This window comes from Faecalibacterium gallinarum (assembly GCF_022180365.1).
GTDB classification, from domain to species: domain Bacteria; phylum Bacillota; class Clostridia; order Oscillospirales; family Ruminococcaceae; genus Faecalibacterium; species Faecalibacterium gallinarum.
The window spans coordinates 1-14,479 of sequence record NZ_BQKV01000026.1 but is presented as its reverse complement, the minus strand read 5'-3'; the positions used below and the strand labels follow the sequence as shown (position 1 = coordinate 14,479).

General features: G+C 60.9%; 17 protein-coding genes and 1 tRNA gene. 6 read left to right on the top strand and 12 right to left on the bottom strand.

Features of this window, described 5'->3' with window-relative positions:
* Positions 1 to 47 precede the first annotated feature (47 nt).
* The 7 genes from JCM17207_RS03420 to JCM17207_RS03390 form a co-directional block, all read right to left on the bottom strand.
* The gene (locus JCM17207_RS03420; RefSeq protein WP_238316260.1) at positions 48 to 1,367 is read right to left on the bottom strand and encodes a carboxyl transferase domain-containing protein; all 1,320 of its coding nucleotides are present in this window, start codon (positions 1,365 to 1,367) and stop codon (positions 48 to 50) included.
* Positions 1,368 to 1,493: 126 nt separating this feature from the next.
* Positions 1,494 to 2,330, bottom strand: coding sequence for a pseudouridine synthase (locus JCM17207_RS03415; RefSeq protein ID WP_238316259.1), 837 nt, complete (start codon positions 2,328 to 2,330; stop codon positions 1,494 to 1,496).
* A gap of 87 nt (positions 2,331 to 2,417) precedes the next feature.
* Positions 2,418 to 2,834: a GerW family sporulation protein gene (ytfJ, locus tag JCM17207_RS03410; protein WP_238316258.1), complete on the bottom strand. Its 417-nt coding sequence runs from the start codon at positions 2,832 to 2,834 to the stop codon at positions 2,418 to 2,420.
* A gap of 163 nt (positions 2,835 to 2,997) precedes the next feature.
* Complete coding sequence (locus JCM17207_RS03405) at positions 2,998 to 3,735, bottom strand: DUF2953 domain-containing protein (protein WP_238316257.1); 738 nt, start codon at positions 3,733 to 3,735, stop codon at positions 2,998 to 3,000.
* A complete protein-coding gene (scpB, locus tag JCM17207_RS03400; protein ID WP_238316256.1) occupies positions 3,732 to 4,277 on the bottom strand; it encodes an SMC-Scp complex subunit ScpB in 546 nt (181 codons plus the stop codon). Before scpB ends, JCM17207_RS03405 begins: the two co-directional genes overlap by 4 nt.
* A complete protein-coding gene (locus JCM17207_RS03395) occupies positions 4,258 to 5,010 on the bottom strand; it encodes a segregation and condensation protein A (RefSeq protein ID WP_238316255.1) in 753 nt (250 codons plus the stop codon). The genes scpB and JCM17207_RS03395 overlap by 20 nt, the downstream gene beginning before the upstream one ends.
* Positions 5,007 to 5,675, bottom strand: coding sequence for a site-2 protease family protein (locus tag JCM17207_RS03390; protein WP_238316254.1), 669 nt, complete (start codon positions 5,673 to 5,675; stop codon positions 5,007 to 5,009). The genes JCM17207_RS03395 and JCM17207_RS03390 overlap by 4 nt, the downstream gene beginning before the upstream one ends.
* A 205-nt stretch (positions 5,676 to 5,880) precedes the next feature.
* Here JCM17207_RS03390 and rpmB point away from each other — a divergent pair, with 205 nt between their 5' ends.
* From rpmB to JCM17207_RS03365, 5 genes are all read left to right on the top strand, one after another.
* Positions 5,881 to 6,069, top strand: a complete 189-nt coding sequence (rpmB, locus tag JCM17207_RS03385) for a 50S ribosomal protein L28 (protein WP_238316253.1) — start codon at positions 5,881 to 5,883, stop codon at positions 6,067 to 6,069.
* 81 nt (positions 6,070 to 6,150) lie between these two features.
* Complete coding sequence (locus JCM17207_RS03380) at positions 6,151 to 6,327, top strand: DUF4250 domain-containing protein (RefSeq protein WP_238316252.1); 177 nt, start codon at positions 6,151 to 6,153, stop codon at positions 6,325 to 6,327.
* A 30-nt stretch (positions 6,328 to 6,357) separates the two neighbouring features.
* Positions 6,358 to 7,182, top strand: a complete 825-nt coding sequence (locus JCM17207_RS03375) for a hypothetical protein (protein WP_238316251.1) — start codon at positions 6,358 to 6,360, stop codon at positions 7,180 to 7,182.
* A 187-nt stretch (positions 7,183 to 7,369) separates the two neighbouring features.
* A complete protein-coding gene (locus tag JCM17207_RS03370) occupies positions 7,370 to 7,720 on the top strand; it encodes a metal-sensing transcriptional repressor (protein WP_238316250.1) in 351 nt (116 codons plus the stop codon).
* Positions 7,721 to 7,737: 17 nt separating this feature from the next.
* Positions 7,738 to 10,335, top strand: a complete 2,598-nt coding sequence (locus JCM17207_RS03365) for a heavy metal translocating P-type ATPase (protein ID WP_238316249.1) — start codon at positions 7,738 to 7,740, stop codon at positions 10,333 to 10,335.
* A gap of 73 nt (positions 10,336 to 10,408) precedes the next feature.
* Here JCM17207_RS03365 and JCM17207_RS03360 read toward each other — a convergent pair whose 3' ends face one another.
* The 4 genes from JCM17207_RS03360 to JCM17207_RS03345 form a co-directional block, all read right to left on the bottom strand.
* Positions 10,409 to 11,830 (bottom strand): Orn/Lys/Arg family decarboxylase, encoded by a 1,422-nt coding sequence (locus JCM17207_RS03360; RefSeq protein WP_238316248.1) that lies wholly within the window; start codon positions 11,828 to 11,830, stop codon positions 10,409 to 10,411.
* Complete coding sequence (scfB, locus tag JCM17207_RS03355) at positions 11,827 to 13,278, bottom strand: thioether cross-link-forming SCIFF peptide maturase (protein ID WP_238316247.1); 1,452 nt, start codon at positions 13,276 to 13,278, stop codon at positions 11,827 to 11,829. The genes JCM17207_RS03360 and scfB overlap by 4 nt, the downstream gene beginning before the upstream one ends.
* A gap of 65 nt (positions 13,279 to 13,343) precedes the next feature.
* Positions 13,344 to 13,490, bottom strand: coding sequence for a six-cysteine ranthipeptide SCIFF (scfA, locus tag JCM17207_RS03350; RefSeq protein WP_238316246.1), 147 nt, complete (start codon positions 13,488 to 13,490; stop codon positions 13,344 to 13,346).
* A 124-nt stretch (positions 13,491 to 13,614) separates the two neighbouring features.
* Positions 13,615 to 13,911: a DUF2508 domain-containing protein gene (locus JCM17207_RS03345; protein WP_238316245.1), complete on the bottom strand. Its 297-nt coding sequence runs from the start codon at positions 13,909 to 13,911 to the stop codon at positions 13,615 to 13,617.
* A 268-nt stretch (positions 13,912 to 14,179) separates the two neighbouring features.
* Between JCM17207_RS03345 and JCM17207_RS03340 the strand changes: the two genes are divergently transcribed.
* Positions 14,180 to 14,253: transfer RNA gene (locus JCM17207_RS03340), tRNA-Gln, on the top strand.
* A 127-nt stretch (positions 14,254 to 14,380) separates the two neighbouring features.
* Here the strand turns inward: JCM17207_RS03340 and JCM17207_RS03335 are convergent.
* Positions 14,381 to 14,479: IS3 family transposase (locus JCM17207_RS03335; protein ID WP_238316351.1), on the bottom strand; the 99-nt coding region annotated here is incomplete at its 5' end.

Sequence of the window (14,479 nt, the reverse complement as noted above, 5' to 3'; positions counted from 1 at the left end):
TCGAATCTGTGAGTGTATCGTTTCGTCCATCCCGGGGGATCGGGCGCTTACAGAGCCATGTTGCCGTGCTTCTTGGGCAGACGGGAGGCGCGCTTGGTGCTCAGCAGCTCCAGAGCGGCCACGACGCTGGCGCGGGCGTCTGCGGCAGCGCAGACCATATCGGCCGCACCGCAGGCCACCGCGTTGGTGGCGCTGCACACCTCAGCGGTGTAGGCAGCGACCTTGGCGTTGGTGGCGGCGATGATGTTGTCCGAGGCGTCAATCTCGTCCTTGTACAGAACGGTGACGGCGGCGCTGGGCTCCAGGGCGCTGACCACACAGCCCTCCACGGCGATCCGCAGATCGGCGCTGGCCAGAGCGGTGTAGACGGGGCCCACAGCCTTGCCTGCCAGCAGGCAGACCCGGGCGGTGGTGGCGTCGGCATATGTAGCAGCCAGACGGGCAGCCTCCCGCACGCCACCGGCGATGTCGTCGGAGCAGCTGGGCAGGAAGCCCTCGGTGTTGACGATGGTCACCACCGGCACACTGAAAGCGTCGCACAGGCGGACAAAGCGGGAAGCCTTGGACACGCAGTTGTGGCAGAGCTTCTCACCGGTGACCACAACGCCCACGGCATTGCCGGCGATGGTGGCCAGGGCGGTGTAGACATTCTTGCCGAAGCCGGCGTACAGCTCGACAGCGCTGTCCTTATCCACAATGGCGGCGGCCGCCTTAGCGGGGTCAGCATTGGCCGCCAGAACGGCGGTGGGCTGCTCGAACTCGAAGTAAGCGGGGCCGGTCAGATTGTTGGCGGGCAGCAGACCCACAATGTGGGCAGCGGTCTCAGCGGCCTCCTCGGCGCTGGCGGCGATGATGGAAGCGGCGCCAGCCTTGGCGGCTGCGGCTGCGGTGCCTGCACCCTCGGCCTTATCGCCCTTGGCGGCGGAAGTAAAGGGAGCGGTAAAGAACAGCTCGGCATCCTTGGTCATGATGCAGACGTCGGCATTCGCCGCAGCCAGTGCGCTGGTGCCGCCGCAGACGCCCAGAACCACTGCCACCTGAGGGATGACACCGGATACTTTGGCGATGGTGGCGTTCAGTTTGGTGTTGGCGGTCAGCACAGCCAGACCCTCGGCCAGCTTTGCGCCCACCGAGTTATAGAAGGTAACCACCGGGCTGCCGGTCTGAGCCGCCAGCTCCAGGACCTTGACGTTCTTCTCCAGGTCCTGTACGGTGACTGCTGCGCCGTTCTGGAAGACGGTATAGGTCTGCTGACCACCCGCGTTGCCAAAGGCAGCGCTGACAGCGCCGTCCGCAAACAGGCTGGTGTATACGCCGTCGTCGTAGAATTTGGCGAGAATTGTTTCCTTGTCAATCTTTGAAGCCATGATAAGACCTCCTGCTTTTCTCACATGCGTTCAAAATTAGCCCTATTATACTATTTTGTTTCTTTTTTCACAAGAACTTCTTGCAACATTTGCCTGAAAAAAGTTCTATTTTTTGAATTTTTCGCCTTAACCTTTCCGTGCGGGGCCCTTTTTGCCGCTCTGGCCCACCGGCCCGGAGGGGCGGCGATGGGCCGTCTCGGACTTCACAGCGGCGCTGCGGGTCTGGGCACGGCCCTTGGCGGCTGCCGCCCGCAGGCCGGTCAGCTCCTGTTTGGACAGTTCCCGGTACTTGCCGGGCTGGAGCATGCCCAGCTTGACCACGCCCTCGGCGTTCCGCTTCAGGCGGACCACCTGGAGGCCCACGGCCTCGCACATCCGACGGATCTCACGGTTTTTGCCCTCTTTCAGGGTAATTTCCATCACGGTGCGGCCCGGCTCGTCCACCACTACGTTGATGGTGCAGGGCATGGTCTTGGTGCCATCGTCCAGCACCACACCCTCGCTCATCTTGAGGATCTGCTGCTCGTCGGCATGGGGCTGCACCGTCACCCGGTAGAGCTTGGAGATGCCGCTGGACGGGTGCATCATGGCGTGGGCGAAGGCACCGTCGTTGGTCATCAGCAAGAGGCCCTCACTGTCTTTGTCCAGGCGGCCCACCGGATACAGCCGGGCCGGGACATCCTTCACCAGGTCCATGACGGTCTTGCGGCCCAGCTCGTCGCTGACGGTGGTCACATAGCCGCGGGGTTTGTAGAGGGCCAGGTAATAGAGCTGCTGGTCCTTCTGAATATAGATTCGCTGGTCATCCACATGCAGCACATCCCGGTTGGGGTCCATCTTGTCCCCCACCTTGGCGGGGTGGCCGTTGACCTTGACCCGCCCCTCGGCGATGATCTGCTCGGCAGCCCGGCGGGAGCACAGCCCCTGCTCGCTCATGATTTTCTGAATACGTTCCAATGCCATAATTATTCTCCTTTGTCCGCCTCCCGGCGCTCAAAAAAACAGGATCTTCCGCCCGCAAATGCGGGCAGAATTCCCCTGTTGATCGGTTTACTCTGCCTGGGCCGGTGCTTCGGCCGCGGCTTTGGATTCTTCGGCTTTGCTCTTCAGCAGCTGGTTGACCTTGTCCATCAGCTCCGGCAGCATGGTCAGAGCACGGTCCAGGCTGTTGGAGGGATCCGACAGCTGGATGGTCCGCACACAGCCGTCCTTGACCACCAGAAAGGCCACCGGCTGGATCTTGACCCCGGCGCCCGAGCCGCCGCCGAACAGCTCCTTGTTGGCGGGGTTCTTGCCGTCAAAATCGGTGCCGCCCGATGCAAAACCAAAAGACACCTTGGAAACAGGCAGAATGGTGGTGCCGTCCTCGGTGGTGATCGGTTTGCCAATGATGGTGTTGGAATCCACCATCTGATGGATCTTCTCCATGGTCACGCCCATGAGTCCCTGAATTGGATGTTCAGCCATAATCTCGGCCTCCTCTTAGATTCCATAGAATATACAAGCAGCCAACGTGCAGGCTCCCTCTGCCCAGTATGGTCCACCGGGCCGGGATCATACGCCCACTGGGGAGCGCCGCCTATTCGGCCGCGCTTTTTTGCAAAGCCGTTCTAGAACATTGTATCACACTTTACAGGAAAACGTCCAGTACCTTTTCCCGCCAGAGTTCGATCAAAACCTGCACCGCAGCAATCGCCACAAAGAGCATCCGGGCCGAAACCCGGAAGGATACCCGTTCCCGGGCGGGGGGCTCGGCCGGGTCCACCTGGGGCACCACACGCAATTCCTCAAAATCCAGATAGACGAAGTGGTCCAGCACCCCCAGGGTGGTATACAGCCAGGCATTGACCCGGCCATAGGCTCGGGCCGTATCGGCGGGGTCCTCGCCGGACACCGGCAGATAAACCCGAATACGGGTAAACCGCAGCGCTCCAAAAGCCGCCCGGGTAATCTTCCCGGCTCCCCGCAGCAGGGCGCAGATCACATCCAGGGAGATCTTTGCTTTTTTGCGCGGGGCGGCTTTGGGTTTTGCCTCAGGCTTCCGGGGCGGCTTTTTGGCGGCCCGGCGGCGACGGCGCTCGGTCAGCCAGGCCCGGAATTTCTTCCACTGACGGGCCCAGAAACCAGGCTCCGGGGGCGCGCTCTCTTCCATGGCAGGCTGTTCCGGCTCGGGGAACTGGAACACCGGCAGGGTAATCCCTAAAGCTCCCACCCTCACCCGCAGGATCTCGTCCTCCCAGGAAAGGTCAGCGCAGAAAGGACAGAGCAAAAGCAACAGCCCCAGTCCCAGCAAAACCGCCAGCAGGATCAGGACAAACTGGAGCAGGAATAAAACTACCCCGCCCAGAAACGACAGCACTGCGCTCATTTGCTCCCCTCCCCTGCGGCAGCTTCTTCCTCCGATTCATGAAGGGGCGGCAGATCCGCCAAACAGGACAGCCCGAACACCCGCAGAAAGTGGTCGGTGGTTCGGAAACTCACCGGCCGCCCGGGCAGGTCCAGACGGCCCGCCTCCTCGATCAGACCTTTTTCCAACAGGCCGGAGACGCTGGAGGAGGAGTCCACCCCTCGCACCTGCTCAATAAAGGCCCGGGAAACAGGCTGGTTGTAGGCGATCACCGTCAGAGTTTCCAGGGCGGCGGGGGTCAGCGGGGCAGCCCGACGGCTCTCCAATGCTTTGGCTACCCAGGGGCCACACTCGTTTTTGGTGGCCAGCTGCCAGTGCTCTCCCAGATGGAGCAGGCAGAGCCCACTCTCCGGTTTTTGGTACCGGGCCCGCAGCCCGGCCAGGGCCTGTTCCACAAGAGGCTGGGGCAGTTCCAGAGCCGCGGCCAGTTTCGCCGCGCCGATGGGCTCCCCATGGGCGAAGAGCACCGCCTCCACCACCGATTCAATCTGTGCCTTGTCCATCTTGGTCCTCCTTTTGGGAATCCGCCGGGCCTCTCCCCCGCCGGACCGTGAGCCCGGTATCCGGCCCGATCTCAATTCGCCCGGCCCGCACCAGTTCCAGCACCGCCAGGAAGGTTGCCACCGTGGCCGACCGCTCCTGCCGGCGGCTGAACAGCTGGCCCAGCCGGCTGACTTTGCCGGTCAGCAGCCCCCGCAGAATATGCACCACCCGGCTGCCCACCGAGACAAAAGGCGCTGTCACCAGAGGCTCGAATTGCTCCTGCCGCACCGGCCCGGGCCGCCCCCGGCCCGCCATGGCCCGCCAGCAGTCGGCCAGCACCTGGGCGTCATGGTGGAGCGGGTACAGTCCGCCCGGTTCCGGCGGGATCGGGGGGCGGACATAGACCGTCACCCCGGCGGCACGCTGGCCCAGGGCAGCGGCCATCCGGCGGCAGAGATCGTATTCGATCAGGCGGCCGGTCAGTTCCTCTTTCATCCGCTCGCCCTCGGTGCTCCGGGGCAACAGGAGAAAGCTCTTCATCTCCACCAGCCGGGCGGCGGTCTCAATAAAAGCGCTGGCGACGTTGGGGTCCTGCTGCCGGGCCCGTTCTACAATTGCGGTATACTGGTCGATCAGTTCCAGAATGGGGATGTTGTGCAGATCCATCTTGTGTTTGGCCACCAGCGCCAGCAGCAAATCCAGGGGCCCGTCGAAGGCTTCAAGATGGAAGGTCAGTTCTTCCGGGGCGCTCACACGCTCACCATCACCGCATAGACCGAGTAGGCCAGGCGGTCAATATAAGAGGTGGCAAAGCCCATCCACTGCCAAACCTGGTTGTTCATCCAGGCCAGCGGGGTGTCGAAAACGCCGAACCAGACCATGGCCAGCAGCACCACCAAAATGGTCTGCTCATAGCGCATCACCCCAAAATACAGCCGCCGGGGCAGCAGCACCAGCGCCACCCGGCTGCCGTCCAGCGGGGGGATGGGCAGCAGGTTAAACACCGCCAGGCCCACGTTCATCAGGACCATATACTCTAGAAAATAGGCGATGAAGAGGGTGGCGTTGTTCACCGGGGCCCAGTAGTACATCACCTTCCAGATCGCCATGGACAGATAGGCCATCAGGAGATTCGCCACCGGGCCCGCCAGAGCGGTGAGAGCCATCCCCACTTTCGGGTTTTTAAAGCGGCGGGGGTCGGTGGGGACCGGTTTGGCCCAGCCGATGCCCGCCACCACCATGCAGACGGTGCCCAAAAGGTCAAAGTGGGCGAAGGGATTCAGGGAAAGCCGGCCGTGCTCTTTGGCGGTGGCGTCCCCCAAAAGCCAGCTGGCCAGCGCGTGGCCCGCCTCGTGGCAGGGGATGGCCGCCAGGGTCACCAGCAGCCGGACAAAATAATACATACCTACTGAGGTCATTTTTCTTCTCCTGCAATTGTAAGTTTGGTCGCAATCCATGGTATATGATACTATTTTTTCCCTCTCGGGGCAAGAGTCTGCCGCCCAGCGGAAAAAACAGAAGAATTTTGAAAAAAAAGACTTGCTTTTTCCATCCCGTTCTGGTAGAATAGTCAAGCTGATTATTTTGAATTCCTGATTTCATCTTCTAGGAGGTGCAAGTATCATGGCTAAGTGTGAATGCTGTGGCAAGGGCGTGACCTTTGGTATCAAGGTCTCTCACTCTCATCGCCGCTCTAACCGTACCTGGAAGCCCAATGTCCGCCGCGTCAAGGCGGTCGTGGATGGCTCTCCCAAGTATATCTACGCATGCTCCCGCTGCCTGCGCGCTGGCAAAGTTACCCGCGCTGTCTAAGTCGGTGTATGTTGCCGGTCACTCAACCAGTGGCCGGCTTTTTCTTTTATGGTTCTGCGTCACTACCGGAGGTGTAAGATTATGCTGCTGCCCAACGACCCGGTCATGCTGCTGAGTGTGATTAACCTCAAGCTGCGGGACTACTACCCTACCCTCGACCAGCTGTGCGAGGATCTGGAACAGGACAAGGCCGATTTGTGTGCAAAACTTTCGGCCATTGGCTACGAATACAGCGCCGAGCGCAACCAGTTTGTCTGAGCGCGGCGCTGAAATCTGGAGGGTTCAATCATGATGCAAGGTACCTATTATAAAGAATGGAGCAACGCCCTGAGCCGGGAGATGGAGTTCAAGGTCTACGGCACCGCCGGCGCGCCGGTTCTGGTTCTGCCCTGCGGGGGCGGCCGTTTCTATGACTGGGAGGATCAGGGCATGCTGGAAGCTTCGGCCTGGCTGCTGGAGAGCGGCAAAATCCAGCTGTTCTGCGCCGACAGCCTGCCCCCTGAGCTGGAGATGGCGGCCGATGTCACTCCCCGCCGCCGCGCCGAGTTGCAGGAAAAATACTTCAACTATATCACCCGGGAGCTGGCAGACCGGATTTTGGCTCTGAACGGCGCCGCCCGGAAAACCGCTTCCCCGGCCGAGCCCGCCCCCAAGGCTGAGAAGGCGGGCAAAGAAGCCAAAAAGGAAGAAACCGTCACCGGCATCTGGTGTGTGGGCACCGATCTGGGGGCCTGGCAGGCGATGAACCTGCGGCTCCGCCGCCCGGATCTCTTCTGCGGAGCCATCGCCCTCTCGGGCCTGTTCGACCCCTCCGCCCGGCTGGGCAGCGCCCAGGACGATCTGGCCCTGCGCAATACCCCCGCAGCCTATCTGGCCGCCGGACTGCCGGGCTGTACCGCCCCGAAGCTCCTGGCCGCTGAGGGCCGGGTGATTCTCTGTGCTGGTCAGGGCGGCTACGAAGCCGAGGCTCTGGCCTCCACCCAGCAGATGCAGGCTGCTCTGCAGGCCGCAGGCATCCCCGAGCACACCGAAATCTGGGGCCAGGATGTCTCCCACGACTGGTACTGGTGGGCCAAGGAGTGGAATATCTTCTCCGAGCGTCTGTTCCATTAAGGGTGCAATCCTGAATTTTGCAAAGCGCTTTCTCTCCGTTCCGGCGGGGAGGGAGCGCTTTTTGTTTTCAGGGGTGCTCCCCTCCCCTCTTGCATTGTTGGATGAAACGTGCTACAATGGCCTTGTAAACCATACCCCGGTATGGTAATTTGGTTCTGTCAGGAACTGAAACGAAAGGAGCAACGCCATGTCAGAAGATTTATTCACCCTCTGCGAAGGGTGCGAAGCGCCGCAGCCCTCCGCCGAGATTTCGGATTGCTGCCGCAAAAAAGAACGTTCACCGGAGGAGTATCAGCACCTGATCCACCGGCTGAACCGGATCGAAGGCCAGATCCGAGGGATTCGCGGGATGGTGGAGAAGGACGCCTACTGCCCGGATATCCTGATCCAGGTCTCGGCCGCCTCCTCTGCCCTGAACAGTTTTACCAAGGAGCTGCTGGCCCAGCACATCCACACCTGTGTAGCCCAGGATATCCGGGCCGGGCGGGACGAGGCCATTGACGAGCTGGTCAAACTGCTGCTCCGTCTCATGCGCTGAAAGTGGGGCTGAATGGTATGGAACAATACAACATCACCGGCATGAGCTGCGCGGCTTGCAGCGCCCGGGTGGAGAAAGCCGTCTCCAAAGTTCCCGGCGTGACCAGCTGCTCGGTCAGCCTGCTGACCAACTCCATGGGGGTGGAGGGCTCCGCCTCCCCCGAAGCCATTGTTCAGGCAGTGGAGGCCGCCGGGTACGGCGCCAGCCCCAAAGAAACCGCCGGACCTTCGGCAAAATCTGCCGCCGCCCCTGCGCTGGATGCCCTGGCCGACCACGAGACCCCCAAACTCAAACGGCGGCTGCTGGCCTCCCTGGTGTTCCTGGTGGTTTTGATGTACTTCTCCATGGGGCACATGATGTGGGGCTGGCCTTTGCCCGGCTGGTTTGAGGGCAATCACGTGGCAGTGGGGCTCGTTCAGCTGTTGCTGGCCGGCATTGTCATGGTCATCAACCAGAAATTTTTCATCAGCGGATTCAAGAGCCTGGCCCACGGCGCCCCCAATATGGATACCCTGGTGGCCCTGGGTTCGGCGGCCTCCTTTGTCTGGAGCACCTATGCCCTCTTTGCCATGACGGACGCACAGCTCCACGGCGACCACGCCGCCGTCATGGAGTATATGATGGAGTTCTACTTCGAGTCCGCCGCCATGATCCTGACCCTGATCACCGTGGGCAAGATGCTGGAGGCCCGCTCCAAGGGCAAAACCACCGACGCCCTCAAGAGCCTGATGAAGCTGGCCCCCAAGACAGCCACCGTTCTGCGGGACGGACAGGAAATTGCCGTTCCCATCGAGCAGGTGCAGAAAGGCGACCAGTTTGTGGTCCGCCCGGGCGAGAACATCCCGGTGGACGGCGTGGTGCTGGAAGGGTCCAGCGCGGTGAACGAGAGTGCCCTGACGGGTGAGAGCATCCCGGTGGATAAAGCCCCCGGAGACTCGGTTTCGGCTGCCACCGCCAACCAATCCGGCTTCCTGCGCTGCGAGGCCACCCGGGTGGGCGAGGACACGACCCTCTCCCAGATCATCCGGATGGGCAGCGATGCAGCAGCCACCAAAGCCCCCATCGCCAAGGTAGCGGACACGGTCTCCGGCTTCTTTGTGCCGGTGGTCATTACCATTGCCGTTGTGACTACGGCAGTCTGGCTGCTGCTGGGTCAGCCGCTGGCCTTTGCTCTGGCCCGGGGCATCTCGGTCCTGGTCATCAGCTGCCCCTGCGCCCTGGGTTTGGCCACCCCGGTGGCCATCATGGTGGGCAACGGTCTGGGGGCCAAAAACGGTATCCTCTTCAAGACCGCCGCTTCCCTGGAAGCCGCGGGCCGCACCCAAATTGTCGCTCTGGATAAAACCGGCACCATCACCCGGGGCGAGCCCGAAACCACCGACCTTTTGCCGGTGGAAGGGGTCACCGAAACCGAGCTTTTGACCCTGGCTGCCGCCCTGGAACAAAAGAGCGAGCATCCCCTGGCAAAGGCGATTCTGGCCCGGGCGGAGGAAGAACAGATCACCCCGCCGGAAGTTTCCGACTTCACCGCCCTGCCGGGCAACGGCCTTTCTGCCACGCTGGCAGGCGGCCCCATCTACGGCGGTAACCTGAACTTCATCCGCACCAAAGCCCCGATCCCCCCGGCACTGGAACAGCAGGCCCAGGAGCTGGCGGCTCAGGGCAAAACGCCCCTCTTCTTCGGCAGGGGCGGCCGTTTGCTGGGCGTTATCGCCGTGGCGGACACCATCAAGCCCGAGAGCCCCCAGGCCATCCGGGAATTGCAGGAGATGGGGATTCGGGTAGTGATGCTCACCGGCGATAACCGGCGCACCGCCGACGCCATCGGCCGCCAGGTAGGGGTGGACGCGGTGGTTGCCGGGGTCCTGCCCGACGGCAAGGAGTCGGTGATCCGCACCCTGAGCCAGTACGGCAAGGTCGCCATGGTGGGCGACGGCATCAACGACGCCCCCGCCCTGACCCGGGCCGATACCGGCATTGCCATTGGTGCAGGCACCGACGTGGCCATTGACGCCGCCGATGTGGTCCTGATGAACAGCAAACTCTCGGACGTTCCGGCGGCCATCCGGCTGAGCCGGGCCACCCTGCGGAACATCCACGAGAATCTGTTCTGGGCATTTATTTATAACCTGATCGGCATCCCCCTGGCAGCCGGGCTTTTGATCCCCCTGGGTCTGACTTTGAACCCCATGTTCGGCGCGGCGGCCATGAGCCTGTCCAGCTTCTGCGTGGTGAGCAACGCCCTGCGGCTGAACCTGTTTGACCTCCACAGCGCCCGCAAGGACCGGAAAGTCCAGCCCGTGGAACTCCCCCCTGCCCTGCTGCCGGCAGAGGCTGAGGCTTGTCCCCTGGCAAACCGTCCCGAACCTGATTTAACCGAAGAAACCGAAAAGGAGAAAACAACCATGAAAAAGACCATGAAAATCGAAGGCATGATGTGCGGCCATTGCGAGGCCCGGGTCAAGAAGGCCCTGGAGAAGCTGCCCCAGGTGGACGAAGCCGTTGTCAGCCATACCGAGGGCACCGCTGTTCTGACCCTGAACGCCCCGGTAGAGGACGCAGCCCTGAAGGAAGCCGTCGAGGCACAGGACTATACGGTTCTGGGCATTGAGTAACTTTCTGCTGTAACAATCCATCAAAAAGGCCGCGGCCCGCTCCTCTCATGAGGAACAGGCCGCGGCCTTTATTTTATCTTTCGGGAAGCTTTACCACAGCCACATCCTGGATACCATACCGCTCCAGCAGAGACAGAGCAGCGGGCCCCAGCCGCTCTCCGCTGACTGCAATGGGGATGGCAGGCGGACAGGAAACTGTGGGCAGTGCGCAGACCCGACCCAGAGCCCGGCCCACCGGCACCCGCTCCTGGGGGGCAAACACCGCTTGGCGGATGCTGCACTGGGGGCTGGCCTCTTTTTTCAGGGCGGCCAGCAGAGGACCGTCGTCCTCGGGGGCGGAGGAGGCAGGGGCTGTCCACTCCCCCGCCAGTGCCGCGCCCACAGCGGTCCGGACCCGTGCCCAATCCCGGGGCGGATTTTCGGGGGTGATCATCAGCACCACATAGCGGTTGTCGGCATATTCACACTCTACCGCATACTGACGCAGCAGCTCCGCCAGCGCCCAGCCGGTACAACCCAGAGCGCTGCCGTCCAGCACCAGTTTCAGGGGTTCAGAAGGCCGCACCAGCGCTGTGGGGCAGCCCGCCGAGTGGCTTTCGACATTCAGTTCCTCTTTCAGAGTTTCCAGCCGGTGAATACATTCTTCCAGCCGCTGGGGATATCCCTCGCTGATGGAACGATTGCACAGGTCCAAAGACTGTAAAATCAAATAAGAAGGGCTGGTGGAGCCGAACAGACAAAGTGCATTGCGCACCACCCCATCTTCCAAAGGCAGTCCCGGCGCCAGATGCAGATAGGCGCCCCCGGTCAGAACCGGCAGGGTCTTATGCCCCGAATCACAGCAGAGGGCGGCCCCCAGAGCGATGGGGTGCCGGCTGCCCCCAGGCAGAAAGGGCAGATAGGCCCCGTGGGCGTTATCCACCAGAAGGGGCACATTCCTTTCCCGGCAGACTTTCCCCAAAGCGGGAATGTCCTGGATGCCGCCCAGATAGTCCGGCGAGGTGAGGTAAACCCCAAAGGGCTTTTTCCCCTCCCCCGCCAGAGCGTCCAGCTCTGTTTCCAGCTGGGCCGGGGTCACCGGGCAGCTGCACAGGTTCGCCCCCTGGCTCTCCGTGGGCCAGAGCCAATGAATCTCAAAATCCAGCAAAGCCGCTGCATAGAGCAGTGCTTTGTGGGCGTTGCGGGCCGCCAGCAGCACCGGCCTATCCTGGGTGGGCGGCGCCATCTGAAGAGCCAGAAACAGCATCGCCCGGATGCACTGGGACGAGCCCTCGGTGCTGTAAAAAGTCCGTCCGGTGCCAAAGAGACGGGCAGCGTTTTTCTCGCTCTCGGCGATGATCCCCTCTGCCTCATAGAGCTCGTCCGCGCCCTGAATCTCGGTGATATCCAGCGCCTCGCACCCCAAAGGCCCCCGGCCTTTGTGCCCGGGCATATGCAGCCGGGAGACTTCCGCCCCGGCGTAGCGGCTCACAAATTCCGCGATGGGGGTGTTCATTCGGCGCAGCCGTCCCCCGCGCAGGCCGAGCACTCGCTGCCCAGCTGGACCGGCACCTCGATGCCCTGGGCCGCCAGCTCCTGGCTCTCGGCCACCTTGATCATGATGGCACACTCGATCCGCTTTTTGAACAGCTCACAACCGTACTCGTAGACGCCCCGGATGCTGCCGGTGGCGTGGTAGGCGTTGGCCGCACAGCCGCCCGAGCAGTAGAGCTTGGCCCAGCAGTCCTTGCACTCGGGGCGGGCGTAGGCGTTGCAGTGCTTGAACTCATCCCGAACGGCGGTGTTGGTGACGCCCTGCCAGATGTCGCCCATCTTGTACTTGGGGTCGCCCACAAACTGGTGGCAGGGGTAGAGATCGCCCCAGGGGGTGACCGCCATATACTCGGTGCCGGACCCGCAGCCCGAAATCCGCTTGTAGATGCAGGGGCCGCCGGTCAGGTCGATCATATAATGATAGAAGGTGAAGCCCCGGCCCTCACGGTCCCGCTTGAGCATCTCTTTGGCCAGGATCTCATACTGCTCTTTCAGGATGGGCAGATCTTCGGCGGTCAGAGCGCAGGGGTCGTCCGGCTTGGAGACCACCGGCTCCATGCTCAGCTCCTTGAAGCCCAGGTCCGCCATGTGGAAAATATCCTTGGTGAAGTCCACATTGTTGTGGGTGTAGGTGCCGCGGATGTAGTAGCTCTTATCCCCGCGGGCTTCCACAAACTTCTGGAACTTGGGCACAATGGTGTCGTAGCTGCCCCGGCCGGCGTAGTCCACCCGCAGCCGGTCGTGGACCTCCTTGCGGCCGTCCAGGCTGAGAACCACGTTGCTCATCTCTTTGTTGGCAAAATCGATGACATCGTCGTCGATCAGCATACCGTTGGTGGTGAGGGTGAAACGGAAGTTCTTGTTGTGGATCTTCTCCTGCTCGCGGCAGTAGGCCACCAGCTTTTTGACCATGTCCCAGTTCATCAGGGGCTCGCCGCCGAAGAAGTCCACTTCCAGGTTGCGGCGGGTGCCGGAGTTCTCGATCAGGAAATCCATGGCCCGCTTGCCCACCTCAAAGCTCATCAGGGCCCGCTCGCCCTGATAACGGCCCTGAGCCGCGAAGCAGTAAGAGCAGTTCAGGTTGCAGGTGTGGGCCACATGCAGGCAGAGCGCCTTGATCACGGTGTTGCGGTTCTTGAAGTCAAAGGCCAGGTTCTCATACTGGTCGGGAGCCCAGAGTTTGCCCTGGGCTTCCAGCTCAGCCACATCGGCCAGGCACTGCTCCAGATCCTCGGCAGTGACGTCCGGGCGGTCGGCGTACTTGGCCAGAAGCTCCCGGACAATCTCCTCCTTGGACTTTTCCTTATAGAGGGCGATCACATCGTAGGCCACCTCATCCACCGCGTGCACCGAGCCCGAGCAGGTGTCCAGAACAATGTTATAGCCGTTGAGTTTGTACTGATGTACCATAGTGGGTTATCCTCCATGCCATAAAAAAATGCCGCCCAAACAGGCGGCATCGAGTCAAAGCCGAATTACTTGTTGCTGTTCTCGCACTGCTGGTTGGCCACGCCGCAGGAGGTCTTGCAGGCAGACTGGCAAGAAGTCTGGCACTCGCCGCAGCCACCGGTCTGAACGCTCTTGGTCAGGTCACGAGTTGCAATGGTCTTAATTCTTTCCATGATAAAAACCTCTCTAACACAATAATTCGATCCCGGCTTACAAAAACAGCCTGGGAACTCCATGTATCTTGGTTTATGATAGCACGGTTTGGGGCGGCTGTCAAGAATATTTCGGCAGTCAGCGTCAGTCCCACCCGGGGCCGCCGCCTGTGGTGGGCTGACCGGTCAAAATGGTGTGGAGCCCCACTTCACGGGCTTTTTGCAGCAGGTAGCGATAACGGCACAAAAGGGCCTGACGCTCATAGATCCGCTGTTCGATCAGATCCGGGTCTACCTCCAGATCAAACATCATAGCGTTGCGGCGCAGGCACCACAGACATTCCTTGATATCCTCCTCCAGATTGGGGCAATAACGGGCGTGCTCGGCGTCCTTGGGCACGCGCTTGGAAAGCAAATTTTGCAGACGGGCCGTTCCAGGCATTCTATGTTCCTCCTTGTCCCCCTCCGCCCACCAGAGGGCGGAGAGATGGTGTTCTACTTTCAGTGTAATCTGCCCGGCAGCAAAATATGCCGCTAACCCGGGAAGGGAAAATATTTGCCCCAATCCCCTTTTTTGCCGCCCAATTCCCCATGAAAAAGTTTTTCTCGATTTTTTCAAAATAATGCTTGACAATTCCCCCCAGGGCGAGTATAATACGTCTCGTTGGCAGACGAAACGCCGACAAACAAAAAAGAAAACCACCAAATATTGGGGATTTGCATAGTGGTAGTGCGGCAGACTCTGACTCTGTTTGTGGGAGTTCGATTCTCTCATCCCCAACCAAAAAGCTTCGGTTCTTCGGAATCGGAGCTTTTTTCTTTCTTCTTTTAAAACTTCATAGCAAAAATACCGCCCGGCTAGGTTTGAAGTGACCCCAAAAAGTTAGACAATATTTGAAAGCAAACATTGTTTAAGCAGCCGAAAGGGCTTGTTGTCTGTGAATAGCAGGCGGCAAGCCCTTTAGTTTTGTCTTAATTCTGCGGTTGTTGTAATACTCAAGATAATTCAC

Bases quoted from the DNA above. Each gene is read 5' to 3' on its own strand.
- JCM17207_RS03370 (WP_238316250.1), top strand. From the start codon at position 7,370: ATGTCAGAAGATTTATTCACCCTCTGCGAAGGGTGCGAAGCGCCGCAG.
- scfB (WP_238316247.1), bottom strand. From the start codon at position 13,278: ATGGTACATCAGTACAAACTCAACGGCTATAACATTGTTCTGGACACC.
- JCM17207_RS03415 (WP_238316259.1), bottom strand. From the start codon at position 2,330: ATGGCATTGGAACGTATTCAGAAAATCATGAGCGAGCAGGGGCTGTGC.
- scfA (WP_238316246.1), bottom strand. From the start codon at position 13,490: ATGGAAAGAATTAAGACCATTGCAACTCGTGACCTGACCAAGAGCGTT.
- ytfJ (WP_238316258.1), bottom strand. From the start codon at position 2,834: ATGGCTGAACATCCAATTCAGGGACTCATGGGCGTGACCATGGAGAAG.
- JCM17207_RS03420 (WP_238316260.1), bottom strand. From the start codon at position 1,367: ATGGCTTCAAAGATTGACAAGGAAACAATTCTCGCCAAATTCTACGAC.
- JCM17207_RS03365 (WP_238316249.1), top strand. From the start codon at position 7,738: ATGGAACAATACAACATCACCGGCATGAGCTGCGCGGCTTGCAGCGCC.
- rpmB (WP_238316253.1), top strand. From the start codon at position 5,881: ATGGCTAAGTGTGAATGCTGTGGCAAGGGCGTGACCTTTGGTATCAAG.
- JCM17207_RS03360 (WP_238316248.1), bottom strand. From the start codon at position 11,830: ATGAACACCCCCATCGCGGAATTTGTGAGCCGCTACGCCGGGGCGGAA.
- JCM17207_RS03380 (WP_238316252.1), top strand. From the start codon at position 6,151: ATGCTGCTGCCCAACGACCCGGTCATGCTGCTGAGTGTGATTAACCTC.
- JCM17207_RS03405 (WP_238316257.1), bottom strand. From the start codon at position 3,735: ATGAGCGCAGTGCTGTCGTTTCTGGGCGGGGTAGTTTTATTCCTGCTC.
- JCM17207_RS03375 (WP_238316251.1), top strand. From the start codon at position 6,358: ATGATGCAAGGTACCTATTATAAAGAATGGAGCAACGCCCTGAGCCGG.
- JCM17207_RS03345 (WP_238316245.1), bottom strand. From the start codon at position 13,911: ATGCCTGGAACGGCCCGTCTGCAAAATTTGCTTTCCAAGCGCGTGCCC.
- scpB (WP_238316256.1), bottom strand. From the start codon at position 4,277: ATGGACAAGGCACAGATTGAATCGGTGGTGGAGGCGGTGCTCTTCGCC.
- JCM17207_RS03390 (WP_238316254.1), bottom strand. From the start codon at position 5,675: ATGACCTCAGTAGGTATGTATTATTTTGTCCGGCTGCTGGTGACCCTG.